A 25,896-nucleotide genomic window follows, 5' to 3' on the forward strand; every position below is an offset into this window, starting at 1 on the left:
ATCTTTTTATTTATCAATAAATTCAGTCTTTACGTTTGGTGGCAAAAGCAACTACCCGATAGCTGAACATGATGGTAATTAGCTATACCTTTATGCAGCTCAAATTAGTTTAGTCGTTCAATATCTTCTTTAGGATTTACCTTAAATTCACGGTAATCAGTTTCAGCTTCGAGTTCTGGGGTTAATTGAACACACCTAATCCGTTGGTTGCCGTAAGTAGAATAATAATAGGTCTTTGATTCTGCACAAATATAAGCGGCATAGCAGGTAAAATCAAATGTTTGGTCAGGAGTTACTACAATGCCGCGTGGGATGCTGACAGATTCGAGGATGTGATGAGCTAAAGTCACTGCACCAATTTCATCTTTTGGCTGCTCAACATTATTTTTCATAAAAGCTGTCCTAACAAAACGCGAAGTTGGTGTAAAGTCGCCAGGGAGGCCAAATGTACCTGAGCCTTGGCTAAACGGCTTCAAGGTTTTGCCCAAGAACGCAACGTCATCATGTTGCTTAGGTGTGACTGCTAAATAGTTGCGCAAATTAGTCTCATGCCAGTGATAGTCAGGACTGTTAGTCATAACGCCAATTGAGTCTTCAATAAGGTGAATGCCATCTTGTTGGGGTTCCACAATTAGGCTTGCACCTGAAGTGTCGGAGAAAATGTAGTGAAGAGGGGGAACAACTTTTAAAGTTGGATTCCCCTCGTCAACAATGGTAATTTGCTTTTTAAATAGGTCTTTAACTTCTGCCAAAGAAGCTGCTTGCGCTAAAATTACCGAAATGATTTTGTCAGGAGAAACTGCCCAGGTACCAGGAGCCGCTTGTTCTTGATATGAAGCATATCCGGGGAAATAAAGGACGGCGCCAGTAACACCAGCATCATTAACCCCGTCACAAGTAATCGGACCATCATCAAGGCTGCCCATACCGATAAAAGCGTGTTTACTAGTAATCTCTTGTCTAGCTTCGTAAGAAACAGCGAAAGTCTTTTGTTTGGGCACAAAAACCACTTGTTCTGCCATTTCCATCATAAAATCCATTGTTCGCGATAAAAAGTGCTTCTTATCCTTAGTTTCCATTGTGAAACTGCTGCAGCCAATCATATTGCTACCTCCATATGTATAATAATGTCATTAATTTTTTTGATATGAAGAAAAGTATAAGAGTAATAGTAATATAATTCAAGCTATTTCTAATAAAAATATTAAAGAATAGCTACTAGTTAAAATGGATTTATAGTTAACCACAATTGTTGCAGCCCGAGTGCTATAGAGCCCTTTATTTAAGCAAAGAAAACCCCTCTCCAGAAAAGAACAATACATTCTAATCCGGAGGGGGTAACTTCATTATAACTAACTGCAGCTAATTAGTTATTATTGCTGCCTGTTCCGCCAAAGATTTCAAGTAAAAACATGAAAATATTGACAAAGTCGAGGTACAACTGCAGGGCACCAAGGACAGCTAAGCCAGTTTCTGCGACCTGATCACCATAATTGTTATAAATGATTTTCATTTTATTAGCGTCACTAGCGGTTAGACCGGTAAAAATAATAACGCCAATGAATGAAAAGATATAAGTAATGGCTGGATTATGCAAAAACATGTTGACAATCCAAGCTACTAAAAAGCCAATGAGTGCAGCACTTAGATAAGAATTCCAGTTAGATAAATCTTTTTTGGTAATAGTGCCAAACACGGCCATTGCAATAAAAACCGCTGCTGATGAAATAAAGGCAGTGGTAATTTGCGTACCGGTGTAAAAACCAGCAATTAGTGCAAACTCGAAACCATAAATTACTGCTAAAACGCCTAGCATTACCAGACTAGCTACAGGGTTGCGGTCGGCCTTAAAGCTGATTCCCATTGACAGAGCAAAAGGAACCAGTAGGATTAGCCACATAATTGATACTGGCATGTTCATGAAAGCAGTTCGAAAAACGGTCATGGTTAAGTAAGCAGCTAAGGCGGAAATTAACACAGCCCCAGCCATAAAACCATACATTTTGGTTAAAAAGCCGTTCGTCTCGCTTATAGTGTGGATTTGGCGCCGATCTGAATTTGTTTCAAAATTATTCATAAAAACGTCCTTTCTAGTTGAAATGATTAGTAATAAAACTAACACATTTTTAGATGTGAGTGAAGAGCTATTAGCCAAATTAAATCAAAGTTAAGAATGACCTAGATTGTTACTTTTTCCGCTTTTTCTAGTAAAATAGAGAAGTTAACTAATTGTTTGTAAAAAAGGACAAAAAATGGAAAAAAATCAAATTATTGAATTAGAAATTACTGACTTGTCATACGAGGCCATGGGCGTGGCGCACTACGAAGGGATGACCGTTTTTGTCACCAACGCTTTACCAGGTGAAACGGTCAGTGCCAAAATCTTAAAGGTCAAGAAGAACTTTGCCTTTGCTAAAATCGAAAAAATTATCAAGGAAAGTCCCGACCGTGTAAACATTAAGCTTAATCAGTGGGTACAAACTGGTTTAGCTTCCCTTGCTCATATCAACTATGACAAGCAGCTTGAATTCAAACGGAATCAAGTTGTCAATTTATTGCAAAAAGCGCACTTAGACAATGTGGAAGTCGGCCAAACGCTGCCGAGCCCTGAAGAAACAGGTTACCGTAATAAGGCGCAAGTACCTGTGCGTGAAGTTGGCGGTCAACTTGAAATTGGCTTTTTCCGGCGCCATTCACACGATCTGGTGCCACTAACCAATTTCTTTACAACTGATCCCGAAATTGACCGCGTCTTAGTTGCTGTTCGTGATGTTTTACGCCAATACCGCGTTCCGGCATATGATGAAATTCATAATGAAGGCGAAGTCAGATACCTCGATGTCCGTCGCAGTAAAGCAACTGGCGAGATTATGGTTATCTTGGTTTGTTTACATAAGGATTTTCCGCAACTGCCAAAAGTTGCTGAAGCGATTGAGGCAATCGAAGGCGTGACCAGCCTTGTGTTAAATTACAATCCGAAGAAAACTAATGTTATTTTGGGCAAAGTCGACTACTTGATTTTTGGTAAGCCGCAAATTACTGATCAAATCGGCGATGTGAAGTTCAGAATTTCACCGGAAAGTTTCTTTCAAATCAACTCACTGCAAACGCCGCGATTGTATGACTTGGCAATTAAAAAGGCTGAGCTTACGCCAGATGATGTTGTCGTTGATGCCTATTCAGGTATTGGGACAATTGGGTTGACGGTCGCCAAGCATGTTAAATCCGTTCGCGGGATCGAAAGCGTGCGTGATGCGGTCAAGGATGCCAATAACAATGCTGAAATCAACAATCTGCATAATGCCAAATATGTGACCGGTAAAGCCGAAGAGGTAATGCCAAAGTGGGCAGCTAAAGGGATGAAGACTGACGTTATTTTTGTTGATCCACCAAGAAAGGGCTTGACGCCGGAATTTATCGATGCGGCTGTTAAAACTGGTCCCAAGAAGATTGTTTATATTTCATGTAATCCAGCTACCATGGTCCGCGACTTACAAGAATTTCAAAAACTGGGTTATGATTTTAACCGCATTGACCCAGTTGATATGTTCCCACAAACGCCGCATGTGGAGGCGGTAACGGTACTGGAACGGATTAAGAAATAGGCGATAAATCGCGGACTGGTTGCATTTATCGGTGATTAAAAGTGTACTTTTTCCTCTCTGCACGATTGGGATTAGTGCACTTTTTGCTTTTGACAGCTGAGTATGCAATTGGTCTAGTTTTTGAAAAAGATCGCTCTGTATTGCTCAACCTTCATGATGTGAAAGAGACTCCCACAGACCCTATTGTCGTGGCAGGTCGCCCGCCGCGACATGCTTTGAAAAACGTGGTGCTGCTTTAGGGTCTGGCAATATGCTCTGGACTGGTATTGGATACCCTGGTCGCTGTGAATCGTCATGCGGTAAGGTAGTTTAGGCCGGATGGCCAAAACCTGCTTGAGTCCTTCCAGAACATACTTGATTTGCGGCCGCTGACTAATGATGTAGCTGATGATTTCACCACTGTAAAGATCTTTAAAAGGTGAAAAGTATAGCCGTTCGCTCATGCTCTTTTTGCCATAGCGAAACTCGCTGATATCAGTGACTAGCTCTTGATAGGTCTTGTCATGTTCTTTTCTCCAGTTTAAGACTTGGAGCTTGAATTGAGCACGATAATTTTGCAGTGTGTGCCGAATTTCTAAGCCCTGCACCCCAAAATACCGGTATTGCGGATCCCAAGTATCAATTGTTTGATGTGATCCAGCGCCAATTATTTGCTCCAGGGAGCAGCTGCTGCAAACTTCTTTGAGCAAATTAAGAGCTTGTAATTTTTGTTCAGCGGTAAATTTAACCATAGTAAAACCCTCCAGATGGATTTTGGTCCAATCTAGAGGGTTAATTCCCAAGCCTATGCTCTTCTTGAATAAGGCCTATAGGGCGGATAAAAGTTAGCTTACCTTTTTCGTTTGTAGACGTCATTTCTTTTACCTGCCTTTACGACAACAACGGTAAAAACTTCGTCTTGAATATCAGCAATGATGCGATAACTACCAACCCGGTAACGCCATAAAGTACCAAGTTCACCTTCTAGGGGCTTACCCCAAATGCGTGGATTATCTGACCCTTCGATGTGTTTGTCGAGCCAATTAATAATTCGCCGCTGAACAGGCTTATCAAGACTTTTCTTGAAATCTTTCAGCGCTTTTTGATTGAACGACCACGTGTATCGCATAATCAAAGACCTAATTGCTTCTTAACATCATCACGAGATACAGTTTGGCCGTGGGATTCGCGGATGTTTTTGACTGCATCTTGGTAGTCAAGACTATCCGCGAGCTTTTCTAGAACGGCATTACGCATGAATTCAGTAGAAGTTTGACCATCAAGATTTGCTTGTCTATGAATCAGGTTTAAAACGTCTTCATCAAAACGAATGGTAGTAGATTTAGTAGCATTTGCCATGTTTAGACCTCCTCAGATATGTTAATGATATTATACCATAATAGAATGCAGATGCGTTCTACTATGCTTTTTAAAGCATCAATATTCCTCGACCGTCATAAATGATGTACTTGCCATTTATTCCTAAAACGGGGCAATATTTGAAATTGTGAAATCAAGTTAACAAATACAATGCTTTATATTGAGCAAAAGTAATTGTCCAACTTAGCTAGTGGTACGTGGAGGCGGAAACGGTGCTGGAACGGACTGAAAAATAGGTGATAAGTTGCGGTCTGGCTGCATTTAAAAATGATTAAAAGTGTATCTTTTCCGATTTTGATGATGGGAAAAGGTACATTTTTGGCATTTTATAACTTGAAAGTTGTGCTTTGTGGAAAGCTGAAATTGATCCTTAAGCATCTTTATATATTTACTTGATATGAGTAGACTATATGGACATCACAGATTTCTTAAGCTGTTTTCTCATATATAATTATACTTATTTATTAGAATTAAAAAATAAGCTAAGTTTATTAGAATTAAAAAATAAGCTAAGGCATATTGACTTTTCTATCATGCTCATTAAAAGACTAATCGAAACGTCTGCAAAGACATAGCCTAATCTATTTGATATATTTGGCTAAAAACGAAGCAACACGTTTTTTATATTCTTTAGGATGAACTGAAAAGGATTTAGCATGTTTAGCTTTTGGAGCAACCCATATTTCCTTTGGTCCTCTGGTAGCCTGATAATTAGAGTAGATCATTTTGGTTGGGACAAAATGATCTTCACTACCATGAATAAACAACATTGGTCTATAATTTTTATTTAATTGCTTAACACTAGAGGCATCGCCCATAAAATAACCGACTTTCAACTTGTTGATGCCACTTAAAATTTCAACGAGAGGAAAACGGGGAAATGCTGGCATATTATAAAGCGCTCCAGCTTCATATTCTATTTCGTCTTTAACACTAGTATAACCACAATCTTCAATAAATGCCTTAACTTGATGAGGTAGTTTAAGACCACTGGTCATCATGGCAGTTGCACCACCCATGCTTATGCCATAAATTACAATTTGTTGCTGCTTCCCTTTTTTTCGCAGTAAATAGGAAACCCACTTTTTGGTATCGTCCTTATCTGGCCAACCATAACCAATATATTTTCCTTCGCTCTCTCCTTGTGCACGAGGTTCAGGTGTTAAAGTATTGTAGCCTAGCTCGTAGAATAAGGCATCAAATATACCTGCATCTTCCTTGGTGTCCGTATAACCGGGCAAAACAATAACTGTTTTACTAGAATTTTTATATGGAATGTAGTTAGCGTCTAATTTATATTTGCCATCGGCAGAAAGCATATACCACTTTTCTTTTGGAGTTTTCTTGAACCAGATCTTTTCGTGGTAAAGTGGATCGGATTTCTTGATCACATTGCTAGAAGAACTTAAAAAGCTTTTTTCACCTGGAACACATGCTACTGTGAAAAAATAATAGCCAGCTCCAACAAATGATAAACACACTAGTAAGATAATCACAATTAAGGAAAACCACAGTTTTTTATGTTTCAACTTTTTCAATTGATAATCCTCCCTTCCTGTGAGGAGTAGTTAATTTGCGTAGCCCCAGCAATACTTGAAAAAATGGCCGAAGTCAGCGGGCCAGCAATTGCTAAAATGGCATTTAAAAGACCCATTGACAAGGCTAGAATCTTTCGATCGACTGCGTTAACGAGCCACTACATTAATTTAGGGCTGGCAATCCTGATGAAGAAACCAAGAATGGTAAATGAAATTAAACAAGCAATCATGTTTCGATTAAGCATGGAGATCATAACGATAGCAATGCTACATAAATCAAATAGAGCAATCTGAAATAAAGTCGCGTTTTTTAATAAACTTGATCCTAATGCACTGCCCTTAGCTATCCCAATGGAAATAATCGCTCTTGCAAGGGCAATATTTAAGCTAAAATTACCAATAATCATCGCTTTGTTGTCAGCAATAATGATTGAAATTAACGGTTCAATCGCGGTAAGTATACCATTAAATATCGCAATACTACAACAACGGTTAAAAGACCATTAGCTTTCTTGATTTGCTTAACTCGGTAATATCATTTTCGTAAAAACCGGTTAATAAAACATCTAGATTACTTGCTTTTAGATAGGTTATCAAAAGGGCTAATTTATCCTTATTCCAATCATCGCTGATTTTGTTAAGTAAATTGTTAGGCGCTTTCTTAATCCGTATTAAAGGCAAACACACTCGGGCTCCTAGATTCCTCTATCTTGAAGAATTTTTAATCGTTGCTGATCACCAACTACGCGTCCAGCTTGTTAGTTATAAATAATGGGGTCAACTTAGCCGAATTCTTCTATCGAGCGTTTTAACTTTTTGTAATAGTAATCGTCCGGCTTTATGTATTTGTATGGGTTATAATCTGCAGGGGTGAGATACGCAATTTTCTTTTTTACACATTTCATTGGAAATTTTCTTTCCGAATTAGGTTTAATTTATTGAAAAAGTGACAAAATCAAGTACAATATTAAGTACAAGGGGGTGCTTTCCATGACTTTAGTATTAACACAAAGTGATTTTAGAGCTCACATAAAAAAGTATTTAGATCAGATAAATGATGATGATGAGGTGGTCTATGTTGCTCGATCAAATAGCCGTTCAGTAGCAGTACTTTCCCAAGAAAAACTATATTGGATGGAAAAAACTTTGCAAGCCAAGGAAGATTCTCTTGACTATGCAATTGCTCGAGATCAGCTAATTCAACGGAATGTTTTGCCAGATGACCCAATTGTTGAATCGAACAATGACTATTGGGGTCAGTTTAAATAATGGCAAGACTACAATTTAGACCACGTGCTACCTTCAATGCCGATTTGAAACGATTAGGACGGCTCGATCCAACTATCATTGATGATGTTCGTTCAGCAATTGACGAATTATTAGAGAATGGGACCCTATCAGATGAATATGGCGACCATTCACTAAAGCGAAGATTATCCGGATATAGAGAGTTCCATGTTCGTGACACTCCTCACGGAAAACAACCAAATGATATCAACGACGTATTGGTAATCTGGTATGTTGAGCGTAATGAGTTAGTTGCAGTAGGGGTCCGAGTTGGATCACATAGTCGGTTGTTTCCTAATCAAAATGGTTCAAAAAAGTATCATAAATAAAAAATGATGTGAACCCCAAAATTAGGACAGTTTAATAAATTTTAACTAAGGACTAATTTCCGATATTCAAGCGGACTTAGTCCTTTTAGTTTTACTTTGATTCCTTGCTTGTTGTAGTAACTGATATATTTATGAATTGCTTCTTCCAGCTCTTTTAGTTTCTTAAATTGGCCTTCAAAGCCATAGAATATTTCCTGTTTGAGTATGCCAAAGAACCCTTCCATCAATTCATCATCTAAGGAGTTGCCTTGCCCTTACGCGACATGGACTGATCAATCCCATGGTCTTTTAGCCATGCTTGGAATTGGGGATACTGGTACTGCCAGCCTTGATCTGTATGAAAAATTCGGCCATTTAATGCTGGATGTTTGCGCCAAGCCTGTTTTTTGAACTCAAGTGAATATTCAGTATACGGCTGGTCTAAAATAGCTAGGTCGTGATGCTTAATGAGGGCAGGTAAACACATAATGTTAGCAGGATTAATGCCATAACGTCAACCCAATTCTTTAGTCCCAAGGTGATAATTCCGCCCAAGATTAAAGATTTCAATTTTATCTTGCTTAGATAATTTAGCCATAATAAAAACCTCGAAGTTGTCCTAACTTCGGGGTTCATATCAGAGACTATGCATTTTTTGTTTGGATACTTATACTTCTCGTAAAACTCAAGTGCAAAATAAAAACACCAAATTTATAAAATGTGGTGCTAATTATTAGTTTTAATACTGTGCAATTTAAGGACCTTAGATATTTTCATCATTTCGTCTTCAGAATCATTAGCAAGCGTAACTTGTATTATTAGTGCTTCGCCTTCGTCAGCTGTTAAATGTGTTTCATAACCGTTCTTTTTGAGAAATAATAGTGTTGCCAAAAAAGCCGTTCGTTTATTGCCGTCAACAAAAATATGTTTTTTAGTAATTTTTTGCATAATATAAGCTGCCTTTAACCAAATAGTTGGGTAAAGTGTATGCCCAAAAACAACCATTTGCGGTTGTTCAATGACTAAAGAAAGGCCTTCAGGGTATTGGATGCCTTGGTAACTTTGACCAACTCCTTCAAGAACATATTTATTAATAGCAATAATTTCCGCTGTGGTTAAGTAAATCATTCTTCTTTCAGGCGCTCCATTAATTCTTTATTTTCATTAAATAATTGTTTAATCATATTCTGAGTGTCGGAGCTTACTGTTTGTTTCTTACGGAAGGTAATTGTCTGTCCGTCTGGTGAAATTGTTTTTTCAAATTCATCACCAAGCTTAGCCTGAAGAATTTCTTGATCACTTTTTGTTAACCTAAGACCAAATGAATTGCCTGCTTTAAAAAATTTAGAGTTTCCTGTTAGTTTTAACATCATATCACCTCGTAACTACATATTAGCATATAGTGATTACGACAACTACTAATGATTCTTAATTTAAAAAATTTGATCAGTCGGCTGGTGCAATTATCTGCTTTTTCTTATAAATTTTTAGCATAAGAGCCAAGGTAACGGCGAAGGCCGTTAAAATTACATATAAGGAATGGTTAACCTGCGTGGCGTCAACAATACTTAAAAAAAAGCCGAAGTCGGGCGGGCCGTCAATTACTAAAATGGTATGTAAAAGATCCATTGATGAGACTAAAACATTTCGGACGACTGCTAAAATCAAGTTTCAGCTACTATTGTCGGTAACAAGCAGCAAAAAGGCTATCATGTAAAGGACAAAGATCAAGACCAAAATTATCTGATCAAAGTGAAAGCAGGTGTGCAGAATTTCTACTTGCTTGGGATGCCCGAATATGGCAAAGGGGGGTAGAAAAAGAGCTGGAAAAATATCAATGACTTACAGTCGGCACTTGCTGAGTTTGAGCAAATAACAGAAAATTGAACATCCAACGAAGGAAGTTCAACTTTTTTGTTTTATAAGGGGGTTGATTTTATTAATCCAATTAGCAAAGTTGCTTAGGTTAACGTTTGCTTCAGTTTTACCATCTCCAGCTGTTTGTGAATCAGATTAAGTATATCCTTATTGAAACGAATCGTAATAGATTTAGTAGGTACCTTAATGTAAGTTTCTTAAACTTATTAAAACTGTTTTTTTCATATGCCAAGCCTCTCTTTCAGGTTTCTGATATTACGTCTGGAAATTTGAATCCGATAGTTATTAGTTAAAACGACATCAATTAGCCAGTTGTCAAGGAGTTCGAGATGATCAATATAATTGAAGTTAAAAATTGCACTCCTTGAAGCCTCAATAAAGTAATTGGGTAAGTTGGCCTTCATGTTAGACAAACGATCGTGATAGGAAAACTGCTGGTTTTCTGTATAAATGTTAGTTTCTCTACTGGCCACCTCTAATGAATAAATATCCTGATATTTGACCGGAATAATTTGAGCTTGATGATGGCATCATAGAACGTCATCGCTCTAGGACATTACTTGTAAAAAGTCATTGATCTTGGGTGTCATTTCTTTGATCCAAAGTTCACCGTGCTCCTCATCCAAATTAGGGTCGATGTGACAATTAATTTTCATCTCTTTACCTCTTTTGAATTTCAGTATAAATAATAAATCGGAATTTTTCTGTTTGTTCATGAAATATAAAGAAATTTTCATCAATGATTACAAAAAAGAAAAATTATGTGTAGAAAAATGTTCCGTCTTAGCAATCATGTTACTTAACTTTTTCAGTTAACTATGTAAATGTTATGCTTACAGTCAATGCAAATTGTATTGGTTTTTATCATAGTAGCGACTTACTTATTTAAATTTGAAAATCAAATATTTATTTTTAGAGCTATCGTTGCTGCACAAATGGTTTTATCAATATTATAATATTGTGTATATGAGATAAACTTATACAGAAGGTTGGTAGTAGATATGTTTAACTATACTAATGGTAATGAGTGGTTAAAATGGGATTTACATTTACACGATCCAAACACTATTTTTAATAATCAGTATAAAGGTAAAGACAGAGAAGAAGTTTGGGAAAAATTTATTTCTTCAATTGAGAATTCTAATATTGATGTTTTGGGTATAACTAATTATTATTCAATATCTGGTTTTAAAAAAATAATGGAATATAAAAGGAAGGGTAGATTAAAAAATGTAAAAGCAATTTTTCCCAATGTTGAGGTTAGATTAACAACTGGCGGTGAAAATAATAGATTTATAAATTATCACATTATTTTTGATCCAGAAATAGCTGATAAGATAGAAACTTTGTTTTTAAATAAGCTTACTTTTAAGTGTGGAGAAGAAATATTTAATTGTAATCGAGAAGAACTTATTAAATTGGGAAAAATATTCATTTTTGAAGAGGGAAAAAAAGATTATAATGAAGAAAATTTGTATGAAAAAGGATTAGAAGAATTCAAAGCGAATATCGATGAAATTAATGAAGTATTAGAAAGTAGCAAAGAATTTAAAGGCAAGTACTTTAGAGTTGTAGCTGGAAATGATGATGATGGCATAAATAGTCTGTTAAAAGATAATCAAGGTTGGGGAGTAAGACATAATATTTTGGTAAAATCTGATGCTTTATTTACAACAAATAAGAGAGCAATTGAAATCTTTAGAGGTCATGGAAAAGATGATGAAAACGAATTTTTGTATAAATATTATGGTGGCCCAAAACCATGTTTTGAAGGATCTGATGCTCATAAACCAAATGCTGAGTTTGATAAAAAATGGACATGGATAAAAGCTGAACCCACTTTTAACGGTTTGCTGCAAACAAAGTTTGAACCAGAAAGAAGAGTAAAAGAATCTAGATACTTTTCAAAATCTCCACTTACAATAAGTGGAAACGAGTGGATTAAGTCAATAAGATTAAATAATTCAAATGAAAAAGATTTTCAAGAAAATATCAATTTTAATCCTGGGTTAAATGCAATAATTGGTGGTAAATCTTCTGGCAAGTCAATTCTTTTGTACGAGATAGCTAAGGCAGCAGGACAAAGTAATTTTGAAAAAATTAAAAAAGAAAATGATTATAAATTCACTGATTATGACAGTATCGAAATTGAACCAAATATAACTTTAGGAGATCAGACTGAATTAAAAGACGAAATTCGTGTAAACTATTTTCCACAATTGTTTATTAACAGTATAAGTGAGGATTTTAAAAATTCAGAGTTACAGAATATCATAAAGTCCAGCTTAGAAAAAAATAATAAAATATATAATAATATTAGTGAATTTGAAGTTTTAAAGAATAAAACAGAAGAGTGTTTAGCCTTAGAATTAAAAGAATGTACAAATATAATAGCTTCAATTGATGAAAGTAAGCACAAAGTATCTAAGATTGGAAAACTAGGTTATTTAGAAACCAATTTAAAAAATAAAGAAGAAGAATGTCAATCTTTGAAATCCAAACTTAATTTGACTGAAGAAGAAAAAACAAAATTTGAAAATTATCAATCAGAGAGTAGGAGTTTAGGAAAATATAAACAGAATTGCGAACAAGATAAAGATAATTATGAAACAAATTACAAGTTACTAAGTGAACTAATAAAATCAATTAAAGAAGTATATAAGAATTCTAAAATAAGTACCGATTTAAGAAAAAATTTGGAATCACCATATAATGACTTTAAAAAAGCTTTAAACAGCGAATTGGATAAAATTCAAGGTGAAATAGACAAAGAAGAACATAGTTTAAACGAGTATAAAGATAAATTAGACAATTTATCTAAAGACATAAAGCCTATAATGGATAAGCAGGATAGGTCAAAAGAAATAAATCAGTGTGAAGAGGAAGTTAAAAGTATTGAGGAAAATATCTCAGTAATTAAAAAAGAAGAGGAAAATATCAAAGAATATAAAGCTGAGATGAAACAAAAGCTATCATTAATTGAAAATAGAATAAATTATTTTGAGGAAAAGTCAAAGGAAATAGTAGAGAATTTGACTGGAGTAGAAATTACTAATGGGTTGAAATTAAAAACAGAATTAATGTTTAATCAAAAGTTATATGAAACTGAGATCATTGATAAATTTGATGGGCGTTCATTAAGTAATGCGAAAATTGATGGGTTACTAGAAAAGCCAGAAGTAGAGGCTTTTTCGGAATACTGGATAGATCTCATAAAGAATACAGTTAATAATAAATTTGGATCAGAATTAAAGAAAAATTCTGATTATATAGATTTGTTAAAATCATTATCCAATTTACCAATAGATATGCCAATTAACTTAAAAAAAGATAACGATGATTTAAAAATGATGTCTCCTGGTAAAAGAGCAATTGTTGTTTTGGAACTATTATTAGAGGGTGACCCGGAAGACAAATCGCCTATATTAATTGATCAACCAGAAGACAATTTAGATAACAGGACAATTTCAGAGGAATTAGTGGGTTTATTAAGAAAAGTTAGCCTTTATAGGCAAGTCTTTATCGTAACGCATAATGCTAATTTGGTAGTATTAGCAGATGCCGACGAAGTAATAGTAGCTAATCAAGATCCTGAAATTGAAGAAAATGAAAAATTCAAATTTGAATATATTACTGGCTCGTTGGAAAATTCAACGGGATTTGACGATGATTCTAGAAAGTTAGCTTCTAAAGGTATTAGGAACGACATTACTGATATCTTAGAGGGAGGAGTAGAAGCCTTTAGGACACGAGAAAAAAAGTATCTTTTGAACTAGATAAACTGCTTTCTTTTTAATTAACATTTTAGGTAGGTACTTTCATGTATTTAAACTCAAATTTTAAATGCATAGCTTTTCATAAGCTTGATTACTTGTTTAATAATTATTTTCCACTTTATAAGTGTTTTTTCTAGTAACTTTAGCTCGTAAATTCGTTAGTGACGGTCACTTTTCATAGCTTAGAAATATAATAATATGGAAATTAACAAAAGGAAAAATGCAAAATTTATTATAGCAAAAGTTTGAAGTAAACTAGTTTCAATATTATAAAATCAAAATTTAATTTTGATAAGGATATATAAAAATTATTCAGTTTTGTATAATTAAATATAGATAAAACTGAATTTTTTTAATGGGTAGAAATTATATGAAAAGCAATTTTGAATTTTTAAATAAAGATATGGATTCTCAAGTCCTATTTGAAGAGGCCAGAAATGCAGAAGACCTATATACTATAGGCAAATTCAGCAATGAATTTGAATCAATCAGAAAGATTATCGAAGCAGTAGCTTCAATGGTTTTAGATTACAATTATGTAGATGTCAATTATTACAGTACACTTAATGATAAATTACACATATTAAAACAACGAAATTTGGTTGATAATAAGATATTGGACGCACTTTACCAGTTAAAGTCTGTTGGCAATAGCGCAGCGCACACTTTAAATAAATATAGTAAAACTCAGGCTCTAGAAGGATTAAAGAAACTATATGAAATTTTGGTGTGGTTTGCTAATAGTTATTTTGATGGTCAAGAAAACATTGTTAATTTCTTTGAACCGAAGCAAAATAGTTTATATCAAACAGCCGAACGAAAATTAATTTATGTTGAATCTGGTGATAATACAAATGGTAAGTGGCCAGCTTATGAAGGGTTAGAAAAAGTCGGCGATACCTCGATCGACGACTATGAAATGGATAATAAACCTAATAGTGCTGATCTGAGAAAAGTAGCTGAGCGCAGAATTAAACAATATATGGGAACGGCTGGAGTTCCTTATAAGTTAGGCTGGGCCGAATTAGCTTATCGTAAGTCTGATAATAGCTGGTTTCGGGACTATGATGTGCACGAAGTTTTGGAACGTTCTGGTATTAAGAAAAAAGAAATGGGAACGGCCCAAGAGTGGTTTGAGACGGATCTTGAAACTGTAAAACGAGCTATTACTGCAGTAAAAGAGGGACGAAAGTCAATTGATGCTCCTGCCAAAAATAATGCGATGATCAAATTGATTTTGCGTCCTGAGCAATCAGATGCTATCAAAAAAACAGAGAAGGCTTTTAAAAGACATGATCGAATGCTTTGGAACGCAAAAATGCGTTTCGGGAAGACACTTTCTGCTTTGCAGCTTGTGAAGGAGGAACGATATCAGCATGTCTTAATTATGACTCATCGCCCCGTTGTAGACGAAGGTTGGTTTAGTGATTTTCAAAAATTAGGAATGTCAGAGGCAGGATACTTATATGGCTCTAAAAAAGAAGGAGAGAATTTCGAATATCTTTTAAATAGTAATAAACCGTTTATTTATTTTGCAAGTTTACAGGACTTACGAGGATCAAAAGTGGCCGGCGGGACTGCTGGTGATAAGAATCGTGAGTTATTTGCAACTGACTGGGATTTAGTAATAATTGATGAAGCTCATGAAGGTACACAAACTGATTTAGCCAAAAGCGTGACCAATTTGGTCGTTAAAAAGGGGCAGACAAAGCTATTAGAGTTATCAGGTACACCCTTTAATATTTTGGATCAATATGATGAAGATACAACTTACACTTGGGACTATGTTATGGAACAACAAGCGAAATATTCTTGGAATGAACAACATCCTAATGAGCCAAATCCTTATGAGGAATTGCCTAAAGTCTCGATGTACACTTTTGAAATGAATAAGAAATTAAAGGAAGAGCGCTTTCTAGATGAAACACATTCATTCAATTTTAAAGAGTTTTTCCGAGTAAATGACGATGGAAAGTTTGTATATGAAGAAAAAGTCAGTCATTTTCTCGATAATATTACTCAGCCTGATATGAAAACTAACTATCCATTTTCAACCAAAGAGTTTCGTGATAGATTACGTCATACGCTCTGGATTTTACCGGGGGTAAAGGAAGCTAATGCATTAGAAAAATTACTAAAAAAGCATTCAGTATTTGGCATGGACTATAAAATTGTTAACGTGGTACGTAACGGAGACGATAATGGTATTACTTCTGAAAGTGATATTAAGCAAGTCAATGATGCTATTGGCAAGGATCCAGCGGCCACTAAAACAATTACGCTAACAGTTAGAAAGTTAACAACAGGTGTAACAATCAAACCTTGGACAGGGGTAGTCTTTTTGTCCAATACTAATAGCGCAATGCAATACCTACAAGCTGCCTTTAGAGCCCAAACGCCATATTCTTCACCGACATTTGGTGTAAAAACTAATTGCTATATTTTTGACTTTGCGCCAGATCGAGCTTTAAAAATAATGGCTGCTTCAACAAAGCTGAATACTGGTGTCGGGAAATTGACATCCAGTGTTCAAAAGGCCAAGATGGGAGAGCTGTTAAACTTCTTACCAATAGTTGGTGAATCCGGACATGGCATGAGGCCATATAAGGTAGATTCCTTGCTGGCTAAAATTAAGCGTGTATATGCTGAAAAAGCTGTACGTACCGGTTTTGATGATGACTCTTTGTATAGTGATAAACTATTAATGCTAAAAGAAGCAGATTTAGAGGATTTTAACAACTTAAAAGCGTCTCTAGGTACAACTAAAGCTGAAAAGAGGCCTGAGAAAATTGATGTTAATAAACAAGGTCTTGACCAAGAAGAATATGACAGAGCAATAAAAGGAGAGAAAAAGCCTAAGAGACAACGTACAGCTGAGGAACAGGCTGCTATCGACAAAATAAACGAACTAAAAAAGCAACGCAAAACGATGATTTCTGTTTTACGCTCAATTTCGATTCGGATACCGATGATGATTTATGGTATGAATGTTAAGCTAGATGAAGATATTAATATTAACAAATTGGTAAGTCAAGTAGATGATAAATCGTGGCATGAATTTATGCCTAAAGGGGTAACTAAGGAATTATTTCTTAAGTTTAGCAAATACTATGATCAAGATGTTTTCATTGAAGCAGGAAAAATTATTCGTCAGAAAGTTAAAAGATTAGATAGAGAAGATCCTATTAATCGTGTTGAACATTTGGCTGAGATTTTTGGTACGTTTCATAATCCTGATAAAGAAACCGTTCTAACTCCGTGGCGAGTAGTAAACATGCAATTAGGCATGACATTAGGTGGCTATTCCTTCTATGATGACAAGTATAAATACACAACTACTAAAGGTAAGAGTGCTAATCATTGGATACATACTGAATATACAGATAAGATTTTTTCTAACACTAGCCATATTTTGGAAATCAATGCTAAAACAGGGCTTTACCCATTATATGCTGCTATGTCAATTTATTGGAGAGAATACCAAAAATTAAATAATGATACCGCTGGTAAGTTTACTTTCGAAGATGAGTTAATGATTTGGCAGCGTGTGCTACGTGAAAATATATTTGTTATTGCTAAAACTCCGATGGCTGCAGCTATTGCCAGAAGAACTTTGGTTGGCTATCATGATATGGATGTGAACATAGAATTTGTCGACAATATTGTTGAGGACTCAAGAAAAGATGTGAATTTAGAGGCTAAAAAGATAGGTAGGTTATTTAATAATATGAAATTTGATGTTGTAATTGGGAATCCACCATATGATGAAAAAGATAACGATGCTGGGAAAGGGAGTGCTAAACCAATTTATGATAAGTTTATCGAACTCGCTATAAATTTAAATCCATTTTGTATATGCTTGATCACTCCTAGCGTTTGGTTTGTAGGTGGAAAAGGATTAGATAAGTTTCGAAAAGAGATGTTGAATGATAAGAGATTTAAATCATTTGTTAACTTCGAAACAGCTAAAGACATTTTTCCAAATGTTAATTTACGAGGAGGAGTAAATTTCTTTTTATGGCAAAATGGATATGACAATAAAAACAAAATTTATTCTAAGACAATTGCGAATAAAAAAGTAATTTCAGAGGGAATCAGGCCTTATAAATTAAATAACTTAGATTTGTTTATTTCTGAAAATACGTCTTTAAAAATAATAAAACATTTATTTGATTGTAAATATATAGATACAGATTTTGAGACAAGCTCAAAAATGCTCTATAAATTTGTTTCAGAACGTAATCCTTTTGGATTTACGACAAAAGAAAACAAATTTCCCACAAAAAGTTTTAAAAATTCGATTACTATGTATGCAAGTAAAGGAAAAAGGTACTTTTTGAATTCCGAAAATATTGTTAAACGTAGAAACTGGATAAAAAAATACAAAGTATTTACAGCTTTTGCAAATAATATTTCCACGGACCTTCCTGATGATAACTTAAATACTATTATCGGTATTCCAGGTACTATAGCAAATGAATCTTACTTGACAATTGGTGCGGATTTAAACTTAAATTACACTAGTGCGGTGAATCTCTCTAAGTACTTAAAAACAAAAATAGTGAGATTTTTGATAGGACTAGCAAAAGCGAATCAAAACGGTACACAAAAAACTTATCGTTTTGTCCCTCTTCAAGATTTTACTTTTGATTCTGATATAGATTGGTCAAAATCAATATCAGAAATTGATCAGTATTTTTATAGAAAATATAACTTATCTGAAGATGAAATTAACTTCATCGAAATGAGAGTGCAGGCTATGAAGTAATGGAAAAAGGTTTGATTAAATCGGTTGTACGTGTTAAAGATTTTGGAGAAGTTTTTACGCCAAAGAGGACTGTTAATTTAATGTTGAATCAACCTGAAATTAAAGAAAAGATACAGGATCTTACTGCAACTTTTTTGGAGCCTTCAGCTGGTGAGGGAGCTTTTTTAGTTGAACTTTTAAAAAGAAAAATGCATGTGGCCGAAAAACAGAGTCATACAGAAAAAGAATATGAAGAGAACTGTTTAATTGCACTGTCAACTTTATATGGCATTGAAATCATGGAAGATAATGTCGAAATGTTAGTTATGAATATGATAATGACTTTTACTGAGCTTTATAGTGGTGCGGTCATTTCTAAATTTTCAGCAAAAAAACCAAACACTCACGTATTAAAAAGCGCTCAAACTATTATTAAAGCTAATATTGCTCAGGGTGATACTTTAAAGGCATTAGCGGCTGATGGTACACCGATTATTTTTTCAGAATGGAAGTTGGTTAAGGGTAGAACTAAAAAGGTTGAGCGTTTGGAATATACCTTTGAGTCCATTCTCAATAGTGGCAAGCAGGATACTGTGAAAAGAAAAAAATATGAAGAAATTAGTTTATTTATCGATAATTCTGAGTGTAGGCAAGAAGAACAAGTAGAACATTCGGAAAAGAAGTATGCTATTGTCAAATGGACAGATATTTATAAAGAAGAGTTAGAGTAAGCGCAAGGACAAAAAAATATAATTTTTTGATTATTTCTGAAAATGATAATATGAAATTTATGATAGGTTCTCATGGATTATTTTTATTTAGCAGAGTAATTTTGACCTTCGAGAGTAAATAAAAATAGTATTGAAACATAAACAATGTCACATACTTGCAAACAAAATAGGTATGTGTCATTTTTAATATTGCAAGTAGTTGTTCAGTTCATGGGAAATTGTATGAATATCATCATAGATTTATAATAAAAGATAGTAGTATAATTGAGATAGTTAAAGGAACAATTTAAATGGCTAATTGACAAATTAATAGTGAAAATTTGGCAATGAAAGAAGTTTTAATTGCGATGCATAAACTTGGCGGTCAAGTGACCAGAAAAGATATACGTAATGAAATTCGTGACAGCTCTGAAGTCATTTCCGAAGCCGAAGTTGATAAAACACGAGTATCTAAAAAACTGGTGAAAGATATCACCCTTTTGATTACACAATGAACTTTGCCGTTAAATGTTTAATTTTAGTTGGTTTTATTAATACGGATGATAATCGAATACTTGAACTGTCAGAAAGGGAGCGCAAGATTGACCTTAACATTTTTGATGCAGAAAAAGATGTTCGGCCATTTTTAGAAGACAACAATTCAACTGAATTAAAGGCCAAAAATTTAGATGAAGTTGCTGCAAGTAGTATCTCAACTGATGAAGAAACAGAAGAGGACCAGTGGAGAGAAGATTTGCTCGATGCCTTAATGAAAATGAATCCAAAAAAGTTTGAACTATTTTGTCGCGGTCTTTTAACCAAAATGGGTATTGATGTTGATGATCAAATTGGGGTTAGTTATGTTGCTGATGGTGGGTTAGACGGCTTTGGCTATGTTCGGTCTGATGACTACCGCACGACCAGAGTAGCTTTGCAGGCCAAGCGCTGGCATAGTAAAGTTTCTTCACCAGAAATTGATAAATTTCGAGGAGCCATGGATAAATATAATGCGGAATTTGGAATATTTATTACTAATTCCGATTTTACCAGGGATGCTGTGAAGACCGCTCGTCAGGGCACACGGATTATTACCCTGATCAATGGTGATGAAATCTGTGATTTAGTTGCCAAGTATAATTATTATGTTGAACCGGTAACTACTTACCGCTTGAAGGACTTTTATACGGATAAAGATTGATTGAATAAAACTTATTATTAAAGTTATTAAAGGATTAACCATACTAAAGAATCTATCAAAAAAACTGACTTAATTTTTCTTATCTAAGGAAACATTAAGTCAGTTTTTGTTAATTTGCGTTATAGTAATTTGTCCACTCAGTGCTTGTACCAGCAATTTCAATAAATACTAATCCAACCGTTGAATAAGTACCGTCCCAGTTATAATTTAATCCTAATGAGGCAAATGCTTTCTTATCAAATAAACCTACAATTTTACTTTCATAAAATGGATCATTTTTTAAGCTGTTAAAGATTTCCGTAGCAACATGTTCAGTATTACGATCATATAAATTAAAGTTGGCCGGTGCTCCAATATAATTACCATAATACTTATAATGGTCAACTGCTTGAACCGCGTTCATACCCTTACCAGCTAAGGTTGGTAAATATTTTGCAACTTCTTGATTATTTATATCTTCTGAATACAAAAACATATTGTTTGAGCTTGAAGAAACTTTTTTAATAAAAGCATCTAATTCTGGATTAGATTTGTATTTTTCATAACCATTTTCCACTCTATAATTCTGAATTTTTTCCCACAAATAATTTTTTATCTGTGCTAATTCCTTGTCAGAAAAATAAACATATCCTTTTTCTTTTAATAAATAATCTATTTCCTTTTGAGTAGGCTTGTCGTTCTTGGATTCGTTTTGATTACTATTAGCGTTATTTTGTATAGATTGAGTAGGGACATTAGAAATACTAGTTGGTTTATCATCAATTACTTTAGCTTCGTTCACTTTAATAAAACGATTATTTTTTAAAGCATAATATTCTTGGCCTTTAATTTTAGCTTTACCTTTAGCGACTGTAACTAAACCTTTCTTAAAAGTAATTCCTAATGAGTGGCCCTTACTATTAAATACTGGTGCTGAATTAAGCAGTTTTATTGTTAAATCATACTTGTTTTTACTATTAGACTTTTTTCCTACTACATTAGAGGCTTTAATAAATCGACCCTTAGACAAAATATAATATTTTTTGCCCTTAATTGTTTTAAGACCATAAGTTACAAAACGGTGTCCTTTTTTCAAGCTCTTTTTACTCTTGCGAATGCCACTTTTGTTATATACATAGGCATTATGTTTCAAACTTATACTATGAGAAGTTTTTGTAGCTTGTGCTGTTTGTGCACTATTAAGTGCTCCCAACGTACCAACACTGAATAATGTAGTAATTATTACTCTAAATAACCGTTTTTGTTTTCCCATTTTTATTTTTCCTTTTTACTGTGTTTTTGGTATATAAAAATAACGATAAATTTCATAATTATTAATTTCAAGTAATTTTCTAGTATCCTGTGCCATTTGGCATCGTCCAGCTCCATATATGAATATCTATCAACTTAAAAGTGAATTTTAGTAAATTTATGAATCCTTTGAAACTCTCTATAGGCTTGGTCAGAAAGTTTTTATATGTGCTTACTCATTGTCATTAAAATCATTTTTCTCAATGACTTTATCTTTTTCAATAGTATTTACTTAACTATCATCCATATTAACATGATTTAGTCTACAACTTTATCTTAAGCACAAGTATGATCCAAAGCAGTCTTTAATCTAAAACCTGCACTCTTAAAAGAGAGTTACCTGAATACTTGGTTAAATTTTAGTTGTGATCGGGCTATAGCTCACATATTTTTGCTAGCAGTTAGATTACCTTCGCTTTTAATTATAACAACATTTTTAAGTTTTCACTTAACTCTGTGGTCTCAATATCAGTATTATTACCTAAGTCACACAAAAATGGATATTGAAGATAAATTAAAAGTCACATGTTTTAGCTCTTAAAATTCATCATTCAGTTTGAAGTAAAAGATTAAAGGGATACGGCTTCAAATATACTTGAGCCAATTAAAGAAAAGACAAAAATTAAGTCATGTTTTTTATTTGCTTTATACAATAATTGTCTAACCTACAATATTAGCTTATACAAGTTTCATTACGAAAGCGCATACATAAATTGCTTTTTTAATATTATAATTGAAAGTGAAAGGGGGAGTGAATATGAATAAACGTATCCAGAATTTAATTTCCCTTTTGTTAAAAGAACCTAATATTAAAATATCGGAGATGATGCAAAAATTATCGTTAAGTAGAAGGCAAATAAATTATGCGATTGAACTAATTAATGATCAATTAAGATCCATGCATATTCCAGAAATAATCAGGTATAGAAATGGTTCATTTGGATATGATCATTCGATTGAGCTGTTACTCCAGAGTAATGAAAAAGAATATCCCGAAGAGTATTCTGATAACGATCGGATCACTTTGATTTTAGCCTATTTAACTTTAAACACGAATTATGTTTCACTTAATCATTTAACTTCGTTTCTTGGTTATTCTAAAACGACTGTAGCTAATGACGTTAAAAAAGCTCAAATATTGGCAAAGAAAAGTAATGTGGAACTGAAATATAATCGTACAGAAGGCTATTTTCTCAATGGTAGTAAAGATGATATTTATCGTCTAGCTACACTCTTGTTTTCTAATAATGCCAAGCTATTTACTGATGACATAATTTTAGAAATTACACAAAATAAAACAATCGCTAAAAAAGCGACTGTTCTCATAATGGATATTGAGGATAAATTTAAGGTTATTTTTTCTGATACTTATTTTATGGCCTTAAAATTTATCATTCAAGTTATATTATTGAGAAGTCAAAAGTCTAAAAAGCAAGTCTCAAACCATGATGATTCTTTTATCTCTCAAACAAATGAATACAAGTTTTTAAAAAACTATCCTGCACTAAAAAATTTGGATAATTATGATTTGAAGTGGATCTCATTAGAAATTTTAACTTCTAATGTTTATGATAAATCAAATTTACTATTTGGCACAGATGAAAAGAAAATTTTTAGGTTTACTCATCAAATAGTCGAGGGTTTTAAGCAAAAGACTTTAGTACAAATAGATAATCAAACTATTTTTGAGAAAAGATTGATGAATCATTTGAGGCCAGCTTGTTATCGGGTAAAATATCATCTACCTAATATTGGAATGATGGATGTAGAAACTGATCAGAATCATCAAATACTTTTAAAAATAGTTAAGGAGTTAGTTGAACCATTAGAAAAATGGATCGGCACTTCTTTTCCTATAAATGAGATTCAAATCCTAACTTATTATTTCGGTTATCAACTAGTAAATGAATCGAGCTCAATTAGTAAGAAAAAGACCAAATATAAGGCAGTTGTTGTTTGTTCAAATGGCATTATTATGTCCAATATTCTAATTAGAGTTTTGGAAAAACTATTTCCAGAAATTATTTTTTTATTTTCCATGTCAATGCGTGAATTTGAAAATTCTGAAATTAGTTACGACGTTGTCTTTTCAACCATTCCACTGAAGACGAACAAACTTGAATACATTGTAAAACCTGATATGAATTATTCTGAAAAAATAGCTTTACGTTACAGAGTTTTAAAACAATTAGGCATAGAAAAAAATGATGATCAAGTAAATGAGCTACTAAAACTAATTTCTAAATACGCAAAAATTAATAATAGTCAAAAACTAAAAAACGAAATTGAAAAAGTACTTTTAATTAATAATTGGAATGTTACCAATTATAGGGGCTTCCCTAATTTACTATACTACATTAATCCTAATTATATTGTTATAAATCAAGAGAAAAATATAGATTGGAAAAAAGCGCTACATTTGGCTTTGGCTCCTTTATTAAAAGATAAAAAAATAGAATTAAGATATGAGAAAGAATTACAACGTCAAATTAATTCACCTAATAACTATAGCTTTTTAGGAACAAATATCTCAATTCCTCATTCTTTACCAAAAACAGGAATTTTGGGAAATGGAATAAGCCTTTTCATATCTAAGTGGCCAATTAAACTACCATATAACAGAAGAGTTTTTGTCATAGCGCCAGTAGCATTATATAGTCATCCAAATTATTCAAGAGCTGTTAAGCAATTTGCCCGCTTAGCGATGAATCAAAAAATAATAAGTCAGATAACGAATTGTCAGACATCATTAGATGTTTATCAAATGATCTCTAAGTTTATAGAAATAGAGGATAAACATGAAAACTAAAAAATATCCAAAATATACCATTGTTTTGCGAGGATATTCTTTTGAACAAGCACATACAATTTTAGAAGCAATGAGTGGCTTGGAAAATAACTTTGCTGTTGAAATAACGATGAATACTCAGCACGCAGTAGAAGATATTACCAAGCTGAGTAGTGAATTTGGAGACAAAATAACAATCGGAGCTGGTACGGTTTTAACTTTTAAAGATGAAATTAATGCAATTGATGCAGGTGCAAAATTTATTTTAAGTGCCTGTGCATTTAACAAACATATGATTGAATATGCTAAAAGAAAAAAGGTAATTACAGTACCGGGAGTTCTAACACCAAATGAAATTTTTAAAATGCTAAATTATGGGGCAGATATTATTAAAGTTTTTCCAGCGTCTACTGTGGGACCTAAATACTTTGAAGCTATCCAAGCGCCTTTAGGAAAGATTCCTTTAATGGCAGTTGGTGGAATTTCTAAAGATAATGTTCATGACTTTTTCGAAAATGGTGCTCAATTTGCTGGGATCGGCTCAAGTGCTTTTAGAAAAGAAGATGTCTTTAAGCAAGATGTAAATAAGTTACACAAAGCATTAATTGATTTAGTCAAAAAGGCATAGGACGGTGATAGATGTGGAAAGTGAATTGCTTTCTAAAGGTGACATTTTCTTAAATCAAACTTTCGAGAATCCTTCATCTTATTATAAAAGAATCTGTGAGCATCTTTTTGATGAGCAAAAAATAGATTCTGAATATTTGGAAAGTGTTGAAAAACGGGAAAAACAGTTTCCAACCGGGTTAAAAACAGGAAGAATTTGTGTAGCGATTCCACATACAGATTATCAACATAGTAAAACCACTCAACTAGTTATAACAACTTTGAAAGACCCTGTATATTTCAGACGCATGGATGACCCTTCAAAAGAATGTGCTGTAAATATTATTATTCAGATTTTATTTGATAATCCGAAAAAGCAATTACTTTTATTACAAGAATTAATGAAAATTATTCAAAATCAAAATTTTTTAAGAAAAGTAATTAAAGCAAAAGATAAAGATGAAATTGTTAATTTGTTTAAGGAAGGTAAATAGAATGAATAAAAAAACTGTCATTGTATGTTGTGCATCCTCAATGATTACATCAACTTTAGCTTCAGAAAAAGTAAGAAGTATTGCAAGTGAGAATGGTTTGCCTGAGCCTAATATTATTCAATGTAAGTTTTCGGAAGTTCAGGGCAACCTAGCTACTAATAAAGTTGATTTCATTGTTCCAACAGGAAAGCTGGATAAAAATGTTACTGAAAATACACCGGTGATTTTGGGTACACCATTCGTAACTGGAGTTGGTGAGGATAAACCTACAGAAGAAATACTTGCTGCTCTAAAAAAATGATATAGGAGGAA

The 25,896-nt window shown here is 33.6% G+C and carries 27 protein-coding genes; 12 read left to right on the plus strand and 15 right to left on the minus strand.

The annotated features are described in order from the left end of the window. Window positions 1-104: 104 nt before the first annotated feature. Both J3U71_RS04810 and J3U71_RS04815 read right to left on the minus strand, forming a co-directional pair. On the minus strand, window positions 105-1,103 hold the full coding sequence (locus J3U71_RS04810) for a choloylglycine hydrolase family protein (RefSeq protein ID WP_220220881.1): 999 nt from the start codon (window positions 1,101-1,103) through the stop codon (window positions 105-107). Between the two features lie 263 nt (window positions 1,104-1,366). Continuing rightward, window positions 1,367-2,077 carry a Bax inhibitor-1 family protein gene (locus tag J3U71_RS04815; RefSeq protein WP_220269300.1) on the minus strand — a complete coding sequence of 237 codons (711 nt, stop codon included), beginning with the start codon at window positions 2,075-2,077 and terminating at the stop codon, window positions 1,367-1,369. 175 nt (window positions 2,078-2,252) lie between these two features. Between J3U71_RS04815 and rlmD the strand changes: the two genes are divergently transcribed. Then, the gene (rlmD, locus tag J3U71_RS04820) at window positions 2,253-3,605 is read left to right on the plus strand and encodes a 23S rRNA (uracil(1939)-C(5))-methyltransferase RlmD (RefSeq protein WP_267392973.1); all 1,353 of its coding nucleotides are present in this window, start codon (window positions 2,253-2,255) and stop codon (window positions 3,603-3,605) included. Between the two features lie 113 nt (window positions 3,606-3,718). On the opposite strand, the gene J3U71_RS04825 is transcribed toward rlmD, so the two are convergent. From J3U71_RS04825 to J3U71_RS04850, 6 genes are all read right to left on the minus strand, one after another. Further along, window positions 3,719-4,336: a DDE-type integrase/transposase/recombinase gene (locus tag J3U71_RS04825; protein WP_267392971.1), complete on the minus strand. Its 618-nt coding sequence runs from the start codon at window positions 4,334-4,336 to the stop codon at window positions 3,719-3,721. 98 nt (window positions 4,337-4,434) lie between these two features. Further along, complete coding sequence (locus J3U71_RS04830) at window positions 4,435-4,713, minus strand: type II toxin-antitoxin system RelE family toxin (protein WP_220269303.1); 279 nt, start codon at window positions 4,711-4,713, stop codon at window positions 4,435-4,437. A gap of 2 nt (window positions 4,714-4,715) precedes the next feature. Beyond that, window positions 4,716-4,943: a type II toxin-antitoxin system RelB family antitoxin gene (gene relB, locus J3U71_RS04835; protein WP_220269304.1), complete on the minus strand. Its 228-nt coding sequence runs from the start codon at window positions 4,941-4,943 to the stop codon at window positions 4,716-4,718. A 602-nt stretch (window positions 4,944-5,545) separates the two neighbouring features. Continuing rightward, window positions 5,546-6,493: an alpha/beta hydrolase gene (locus J3U71_RS04840; RefSeq protein WP_416381423.1), complete on the minus strand. Its 948-nt coding sequence runs from the start codon at window positions 6,491-6,493 to the stop codon at window positions 5,546-5,548. 167 nt (window positions 6,494-6,660) lie between these two features. After that, entirely contained in the window at window positions 6,661-6,909 is a 249-nt protein-coding gene (locus J3U71_RS04845; protein ID WP_267392965.1) for a hypothetical protein, read from the minus strand. Between the two features lie 85 nt (window positions 6,910-6,994). Next, entirely contained in the window at window positions 6,995-7,183 is a 189-nt protein-coding gene (locus J3U71_RS04850) for a hypothetical protein (RefSeq protein ID WP_267392963.1), read from the minus strand. 309 nt (window positions 7,184-7,492) lie between these two features. Between J3U71_RS04850 and J3U71_RS04855 the strand changes: the two genes are divergently transcribed. Together J3U71_RS04855 and J3U71_RS04860 are read left to right on the plus strand one after the other, a co-directional pair. Then, window positions 7,493-7,771 carry a type II toxin-antitoxin system Phd/YefM family antitoxin gene (locus J3U71_RS04855; RefSeq protein ID WP_220220888.1) on the plus strand — a complete coding sequence of 93 codons (279 nt, stop codon included), beginning with the start codon at window positions 7,493-7,495 and terminating at the stop codon, window positions 7,769-7,771. Then, window positions 7,771-8,118 carry a type II toxin-antitoxin system YafQ family toxin gene (locus J3U71_RS04860; protein ID WP_220220889.1) on the plus strand — a complete coding sequence of 116 codons (348 nt, stop codon included), beginning with the start codon at window positions 7,771-7,773 and terminating at the stop codon, window positions 8,116-8,118. Before J3U71_RS04855 ends, J3U71_RS04860 begins: the two co-directional genes overlap by 1 nt. 41 nt (window positions 8,119-8,159) lie before the next feature. Here J3U71_RS04860 and J3U71_RS11625 read toward each other — a convergent pair whose 3' ends face one another. From J3U71_RS11625 to J3U71_RS04885, 6 genes are all read right to left on the minus strand, one after another. Continuing rightward, window positions 8,160-8,342: an IS3 family transposase gene (locus tag J3U71_RS11625; protein ID WP_416381418.1), complete on the minus strand. Its 183-nt coding sequence runs from the start codon at window positions 8,340-8,342 to the stop codon at window positions 8,160-8,162. Window positions 8,343-8,353: 11 nt separating this feature from the next. Continuing rightward, entirely contained in the window at window positions 8,354-8,584 is a 231-nt protein-coding gene (locus tag J3U71_RS11630) for a DDE-type integrase/transposase/recombinase (protein ID WP_416381419.1), read from the minus strand. 239 nt (window positions 8,585-8,823) lie between these two features. After that, window positions 8,824-9,225 carry a type II toxin-antitoxin system death-on-curing family toxin gene (locus J3U71_RS04870; protein ID WP_103752029.1) on the minus strand — a complete coding sequence of 134 codons (402 nt, stop codon included), beginning with the start codon at window positions 9,223-9,225 and terminating at the stop codon, window positions 8,824-8,826. Then, on the minus strand, window positions 9,222-9,467 hold the full coding sequence (locus J3U71_RS04875) for a hypothetical protein (protein WP_267392958.1): 246 nt from the start codon (window positions 9,465-9,467) through the stop codon (window positions 9,222-9,224). The genes J3U71_RS04870 and J3U71_RS04875 overlap by 4 nt, the downstream gene beginning before the upstream one ends. Window positions 9,468-9,543: 76 nt before the next feature. Beyond that, complete coding sequence (locus J3U71_RS04880; RefSeq protein ID WP_267392956.1) at window positions 9,544-9,765, minus strand: hypothetical protein; 222 nt, start codon at window positions 9,763-9,765, stop codon at window positions 9,544-9,546. Between the two features lie 431 nt (window positions 9,766-10,196). Beyond that, a complete protein-coding gene (locus J3U71_RS04885; protein WP_323848336.1) occupies window positions 10,197-10,487 on the minus strand; it encodes a LytTR family DNA-binding domain-containing protein in 291 nt (96 codons plus the stop codon). A gap of 489 nt (window positions 10,488-10,976) precedes the next feature. On the opposite strand from J3U71_RS04885, the gene J3U71_RS04890 reads away from it, so the two are divergent. From J3U71_RS04890 to J3U71_RS04905, 5 genes are all read left to right on the plus strand, one after another. Beyond that, the gene (locus J3U71_RS04890) at window positions 10,977-13,751 is read left to right on the plus strand and encodes a TrlF family AAA-like ATPase (protein ID WP_267392954.1); all 2,775 of its coding nucleotides are present in this window, start codon (window positions 10,977-10,979) and stop codon (window positions 13,749-13,751) included. A 370-nt stretch (window positions 13,752-14,121) separates the two neighbouring features. Then, window positions 14,122-18,519 (plus strand): Eco57I restriction-modification methylase domain-containing protein, encoded by a 4,398-nt coding sequence (locus J3U71_RS04895; RefSeq protein ID WP_267392952.1) that lies wholly within the window; start codon window positions 14,122-14,124, stop codon window positions 18,517-18,519. Then, complete coding sequence (locus tag J3U71_RS04900; protein WP_267392950.1) at window positions 18,519-19,229, plus strand: N-6 DNA methylase; 711 nt, start codon at window positions 18,519-18,521, stop codon at window positions 19,227-19,229. Before J3U71_RS04895 ends, J3U71_RS04900 begins: the two co-directional genes overlap by 1 nt. Before the next feature lie 326 nt (window positions 19,230-19,555). Further along, complete coding sequence (locus tag J3U71_RS11635) at window positions 19,556-19,723, plus strand: hypothetical protein (RefSeq protein ID WP_416381420.1); 168 nt, start codon at window positions 19,556-19,558, stop codon at window positions 19,721-19,723. Continuing rightward, the gene (locus J3U71_RS04905; protein ID WP_416381421.1) at window positions 19,720-20,406 is read left to right on the plus strand and encodes a restriction endonuclease; all 687 of its coding nucleotides are present in this window, start codon (window positions 19,720-19,722) and stop codon (window positions 20,404-20,406) included. Before J3U71_RS11635 ends, J3U71_RS04905 begins: the two co-directional genes overlap by 4 nt. Before the next feature lie 109 nt (window positions 20,407-20,515). On the opposite strand, the gene J3U71_RS04910 is transcribed toward J3U71_RS04905, so the two are convergent. Then, on the minus strand, window positions 20,516-21,658 hold the full coding sequence (locus tag J3U71_RS04910) for an SLAP domain-containing protein (RefSeq protein ID WP_267392948.1): 1,143 nt from the start codon (window positions 21,656-21,658) through the stop codon (window positions 20,516-20,518). Between the two features lie 795 nt (window positions 21,659-22,453). On the opposite strand from J3U71_RS04910, the gene J3U71_RS04915 reads away from it, so the two are divergent. The 4 genes from J3U71_RS04915 to J3U71_RS04930 are packed head-to-tail and all read left to right on the plus strand — an operon-like array spanning window position 22,454 to window position 25,885. Beyond that, a complete protein-coding gene (locus tag J3U71_RS04915) occupies window positions 22,454-24,505 on the plus strand; it encodes a BglG family transcription antiterminator (protein WP_267392946.1) in 2,052 nt (683 codons plus the stop codon). Then, window positions 24,495-25,112, plus strand: a complete 618-nt coding sequence (locus J3U71_RS04920) for a bifunctional 4-hydroxy-2-oxoglutarate aldolase/2-dehydro-3-deoxy-phosphogluconate aldolase (protein ID WP_267392944.1) — start codon at window positions 24,495-24,497, stop codon at window positions 25,110-25,112. The genes J3U71_RS04915 and J3U71_RS04920 overlap by 11 nt, the downstream gene beginning before the upstream one ends. Before the next feature lie 4 nt (window positions 25,113-25,116). Then, window positions 25,117-25,584, plus strand: coding sequence for a PTS sugar transporter subunit IIA (locus J3U71_RS04925; protein ID WP_267395704.1), 468 nt, complete (start codon window positions 25,117-25,119; stop codon window positions 25,582-25,584). Between the two features lies 1 nt (window position 25,585). Next, window positions 25,586-25,885: a PTS lactose transporter subunit IIB gene (locus J3U71_RS04930; protein WP_220269320.1), complete on the plus strand. Its 300-nt coding sequence runs from the start codon at window positions 25,586-25,588 to the stop codon at window positions 25,883-25,885. Window positions 25,886-25,896 lie beyond the last annotated feature (11 nt).

The organism is Lactobacillus sp. B4015 (assembly GCF_026536055.1).
GTDB lineage: Bacteria > Bacillota > Bacilli > Lactobacillales > Lactobacillaceae > Lactobacillus > Lactobacillus panisapium.

Coding starts and splice junctions, on each gene's coding strand:
- J3U71_RS04845 (WP_267392965.1), bottom strand. CDS start 6,909: ATGATTATTGGTAATTTTAGCTTAAATATTGCCCTTGCAAGAGCGATT.
- J3U71_RS04920 (WP_267392944.1), top strand. CDS start 24,495: ATGAAAACTAAAAAATATCCAAAATATACCATTGTTTTGCGAGGATAT.
- J3U71_RS11630 (WP_416381419.1), bottom strand. CDS start 8,584: ATGTGTTTACCTGCCCTCATTAAGCATCACGACCTAGCTATTTTAGAC.
- J3U71_RS04860 (WP_220220889.1), top strand. CDS start 7,771: ATGGCAAGACTACAATTTAGACCACGTGCTACCTTCAATGCCGATTTG.
- relB (WP_220269304.1), bottom strand. CDS start 4,943: ATGGCAAATGCTACTAAATCTACTACCATTCGTTTTGATGAAGACGTT.
- J3U71_RS04875 (WP_267392958.1), bottom strand. CDS start 9,467: ATGTTAAAACTAACAGGAAACTCTAAATTTTTTAAAGCAGGCAATTCA.
- rlmD (WP_267392973.1), top strand. CDS start 2,253: ATGGAAAAAAATCAAATTATTGAATTAGAAATTACTGACTTGTCATAC.
- J3U71_RS04830 (WP_220269303.1), bottom strand. CDS start 4,713: ATGCGATACACGTGGTCGTTCAATCAAAAAGCGCTGAAAGATTTCAAG.
- J3U71_RS04930 (WP_220269320.1), top strand. CDS start 25,586: ATGAATAAAAAAACTGTCATTGTATGTTGTGCATCCTCAATGATTACA.
- J3U71_RS04870 (WP_103752029.1), bottom strand. CDS start 9,225: ATGATTTACTTAACCACAGCGGAAATTATTGCTATTAATAAATATGTT.
- J3U71_RS04910 (WP_267392948.1), bottom strand. CDS start 21,658: ATGGGAAAACAAAAACGGTTATTTAGAGTAATAATTACTACATTATTC.
- J3U71_RS04905 (WP_416381421.1), top strand. CDS start 19,720: ATGAACTTTGCCGTTAAATGTTTAATTTTAGTTGGTTTTATTAATACG.
- J3U71_RS11625 (WP_416381418.1), bottom strand. CDS start 8,342: ATGGAAGGGTTCTTTGGCATACTCAAACAGGAAATATTCTATGGCTTT.
- J3U71_RS04890 (WP_267392954.1), top strand. CDS start 10,977: ATGTTTAACTATACTAATGGTAATGAGTGGTTAAAATGGGATTTACAT.
- J3U71_RS04810 (WP_220220881.1), bottom strand. CDS start 1,103: ATGATTGGCTGCAGCAGTTTCACAATGGAAACTAAGGATAAGAAGCAC.
- J3U71_RS11635 (WP_416381420.1), top strand. CDS start 19,556: ATGAAAGAAGTTTTAATTGCGATGCATAAACTTGGCGGTCAAGTGACC.
- J3U71_RS04855 (WP_220220888.1), top strand. CDS start 7,493: ATGACTTTAGTATTAACACAAAGTGATTTTAGAGCTCACATAAAAAAG.
- J3U71_RS04815 (WP_220269300.1), bottom strand. CDS start 2,077: ATGAATAATTTTGAAACAAATTCAGATCGGCGCCAAATCCACACTATA.
- J3U71_RS04825 (WP_267392971.1), bottom strand. CDS start 4,336: ATGGTTAAATTTACCGCTGAACAAAAATTACAAGCTCTTAATTTGCTC.
- J3U71_RS04915 (WP_267392946.1), top strand. CDS start 22,454: ATGAATAAACGTATCCAGAATTTAATTTCCCTTTTGTTAAAAGAACCT.
- J3U71_RS04900 (WP_267392950.1), top strand. CDS start 18,519: ATGGAAAAAGGTTTGATTAAATCGGTTGTACGTGTTAAAGATTTTGGA.
- J3U71_RS04895 (WP_267392952.1), top strand. CDS start 14,122: ATGAAAAGCAATTTTGAATTTTTAAATAAAGATATGGATTCTCAAGTC.